This is a genomic window from Pseudomonas sp., from assembly GCF_037994325.1.
Lineage (GTDB): Bacteria > Pseudomonadota > Gammaproteobacteria > Pseudomonadales > Pseudomonadaceae > Aquipseudomonas.
This window is the reverse complement of record NZ_JBBNAH010000228.1, coordinates 1-3,550: the sequence shown is the minus strand read 5'-3', so window position 1 is coordinate 3,550 and position 3,550 is coordinate 1. Positions and strand designations below refer to the sequence as shown.

4 protein-coding genes are annotated in these 3,550 nt (G+C 61.0%); all 4 read left to right on the top strand.

Annotation, left to right across the window (positions count from 1 at the left end; genetic code table 11):
• A partial coding sequence (locus AAAB16_RS07670) for a tetratricopeptide repeat protein (RefSeq protein WP_340662812.1) occupies window positions 1-353 on the top strand: 353 nt, incomplete at its 5' end.
• Window positions 350-1,675 carry a hypothetical protein gene (locus tag AAAB16_RS07665; protein WP_340662811.1) on the top strand — a complete coding sequence of 442 codons (1,326 nt, stop codon included), beginning with the start codon at window positions 350-352 and terminating at the stop codon, window positions 1,673-1,675. The genes AAAB16_RS07670 and AAAB16_RS07665, both read left to right, overlap by 4 nt.
• 41 nt (window positions 1,676-1,716) lie before the next feature.
• Window positions 1,717-2,673 (top strand): HAD family hydrolase, encoded by a 957-nt coding sequence (locus AAAB16_RS07660; protein WP_340662813.1) that lies wholly within the window; start codon window positions 1,717-1,719, stop codon window positions 2,671-2,673.
• Between the two features lie 138 nt (window positions 2,674-2,811).
• On the top strand, window positions 2,812-3,550 hold a 739-nt coding region (locus AAAB16_RS07655), incomplete at its 3' end, for a sulfatase-like hydrolase/transferase (protein ID WP_340662810.1).

The window sequence follows — 3,550 nt, the reverse complement described above, 5'->3', positions numbered from 1 at the left end:
CTTACTTCTACTTGGGCAATATCTACACCCGGCGCTTTAAGTTTGCCCAAGCCATCGCCGCCTATACCCAGGCGCTCAAACTGCAGCCGCAATTTCCCGAAGCCAGCGCCAACCTGGCCCTGGCGATCGCCCTGCAAAAGGATTACGACGACGCCGCAGAAAAAGCCCCGGACGTTAAGCCCGACGAAACCAAAGTGGACAACCAACACCCGGCCGGCAAAGGCAAAAACGTTGAGGTGCCCAAAGCCGCGTCGGATGAGCTGTGGCTGCAAAACCTCAGCACCTCGCCAGCGAAATTCCTTAAACAGAAATTCAGCCTGCAAGACGCCGCCGCTCAGCAGGTGCAGCCATGACGCGCTGGCTGTGGTTGCTGTGGCTATGGCCGCTCGCGGCGCTGGCCGATGACCCGCCGCAACTGTGGGTAGAAGCGCGTCTGCAACCACCCGGCGAAGTGGTGGTGGGAAGCACCGTGCACCTGGAAGTGGACGTGCTCACCGATGCCTGGTTCACCCACGCGCCGCAACTGCCCACCCTGCAATTACCCGGCGCCTTGGTGCAACCGCCTAGTGGCGAGGCGGAAAATATCAACACCACACGCCACGGCAAAAACGTTTTCGGCCTGCGCTACGTCTACCTGATCACACCCAACCAGGCGCAAGCCTTTGCCATCGCGCCGCTTACCGTCAGGGCCAAACCGGGGTTGGCGCCCGCAGCGATTACCGCGACCAGCGCGGCGTTGAATTTTATCGCGCAACAGCCACCGGGCTTTACCCCCGGCGAGCCGGTGTTGGTCGCCCAAGGGCTGCGTTTTACCCAGCGCATTCAGCACGCGGGCGGGCCGTTAAAGGTCGGCGACACGCTGGTACGTGAGCTGCGTTTGGAAGCCGATGGCACGCAAGCGATGTTGCTACCGGCGCCGGTTTTCAACGCCGTGGAAGGCCTCGGCACTTACCCCGCAGCGCCGCAAATCGAGGCCATTAGCGATGGCCGTGGACTGATAACAGGGGGGCGGCGGATCGACAGCGTGAGTTACCGCATCAACAACGCCGGCCATTTCGAATTACCCGCCATCGAACTGAGTTGGTGGGACAGCGCCAACCAGCAAAAACGCAGCGCCAGCGTGCCAGCCTTCAGCTTTACCGCCCAGGCCAATGCCGCGTATGCGCCGCCCTTTTCCATCGCAGCCGACCTACAAGCGCTGGGCCAACACCACCGGCTGCATTTAACCCGCCTGTGGCTGGTGGCGGCGCTGTTAGGGGTGGTTGTGCTGTTGGCCACGTTGGCCAAACCCTGGTGGCAGCGTGGTCGCAACGCCTGGCAACAGGCTCGCCAACGGCGCCGGCACGCCTGGTTAAACAGCACCGAATACGCCTGGCAGCAAGTGCCTGCGCAGTTGCACAAACAACCGCCAGAACTCTCCGCGTTGTACCTGTGGCTGCACCGCCGCACGGGCCTCACCACCTTTAGCCAGCTTCCACTCGCACCGGCACATGCGCTGCTAGGCTTGCTCAACGAACGCTACGCAGCCAGGCCTGGAAGTGCCGCTAATTGGCCAGCACTGGAGCACGCGTTACCGGCGTTGCAACGCAGCCTCAAGCCCGCGAAAAACAAGGCGGCCCATGCGCTGAAAGCGTTGAACCCCAGCCATACCCCGCACGCAAAGGAACGCTTATGAACCGACTTGGCCGCTCCCATTTACTGCTCTATTGCCTGCTGATGTTGGCCCTGTGGCCGACCTTTATGTACGCGGCCGAACCGTTGCCGGCGTGGAACGATGGGCCGGCAAAAAGCGCCATCGTCAGCTTTGTTGAGGCGGTGACTAAAGAAGGCTCCGACGACTTTGTGCCAGCCGCGGAGCGCATTGCCGTGTTTGACAACGACGGCACCTTATGGAGCGAACAGCCGGCGTATTTCCAGATTCTGTTTGCCTTCGACGAGTTCAAACGCCTGGCCCCGCAGCACCCGGAATGGAAAAACGATCCGACGCTCAAGGCGCTGCTGGAGGGCGATAAAAAAACCTTCGCCGCCAGCGGTGAAAACGGCCTACTCAAGGTGGTGGGCGTAACCCACACCGGCATCAGCACCGAACAGTTCCAGGCCAACGCCCGCGCCTGGCTGGCCAGTGCCAAGCACCCGAAAACCCAGAAGCCCTACACCGAAATGGTGTTCCAGCCGATGCTGGAACTGCTCGCCTACCTGCGCGCCAATGGCTTTAAAACCTACATCGTCTCCGGTGGCGAAGTGGCCTTTATGCGCGCCTTTGCCGAAGCGGTGTATAGAGTGCCACCTGAACAGGTAATCGGCACCACCTTTGTCAGCCAATTTCACGACAACGAGGGCCAGCCGGCGATTCTACGCACCCCCAAGCTCGCCCATAACAACGACGGCCCAGGCAAACCGGAAAGCATCGACGCCATCATTGGCCGCCGCCCCGTGCTGGCCTTCGGCAACTCCGACGGCGACCTGCAAATGTTGCAGTGGACGGCCGCAGGCAAGGGCAAACGCTTTATGGGCCTGGTGCACCACACCGACGCGGCACGCGAATTCGCCTACGACCACCCCTCGCCAATCGGCCAGTTGGACAAAGCCCTGACGCAGGCCACCGCAAACAAATGGACGGTGGTGGACATGAGCAAGGAGTGGCGAAGGGTGTACCCCTTCGATAAGGAGTAAATAGCACCGCAAACGCAATACCCGAACGTAGTCGAACGTCACGGCCCAGCGCCCGCGCGCCAAGCCGCCACAACGGAAGTATTCGGAGCACTTCAGTCAACCGCCCCGGCGGTTTATGGATGAAATGGAGGCAACACCATGACGCGCGTACGCAAATGGCTCCCGAGGTTGGCGTTAACCGCCGCCGCGGTGATGGGGCTCTCGGCAACCGCCGGCGCCGCTGACAAACCCAACATTCTGGTGATATTCGGCGACGATATCGGCCAGACCAATATCAGCGCCTATTCCTTTGGCGTGGTCGGTTATAAAACGCCGAACATCGACCGCATCGCCAAGGAAGGCATGATGTTCACCGACTACTACGCCGAGAACAGCTGTACGGCGGGGCGCTCAAGCTTTATCACCGGGCAGACACCGCTGCGCACGGGGCTGTCGAAGGTCGGCATTCCCAATGCACCGGTAGGCTTGCAGGCCCGCGATATCACCATTGCCCAGGCGCTGAAATCCCAGGGTTACGCCACCGGGCAATTTGGTAAAAACCACTTGGGCGACCGCGACGAATACCTGCCCACCGCCCACGGCTTCGACGAATTTTTCGGCAACCTGTACCACCTCAACGCCGAAGAAGAACCCGAGCGCCCCTACTGGCCCAAAGACGACCCCGCCTGGGTAAAAGCCAACTCCCCGCGCGGCGTTATCCACAGTTTTGCCGACGGCAAAATTGAAGACACCGGCGCCCTCACCGCCAAACGCATGGAAACCATTGACGACGAAACCGTGGGCGCCGCCCAGGAGTTCATCAAGAAACAAGTGGCGGCCAACAAGCCGTTCTTTGTCTGGATGAACACCACCCGCATGCACTTGTTCACCCATGTGC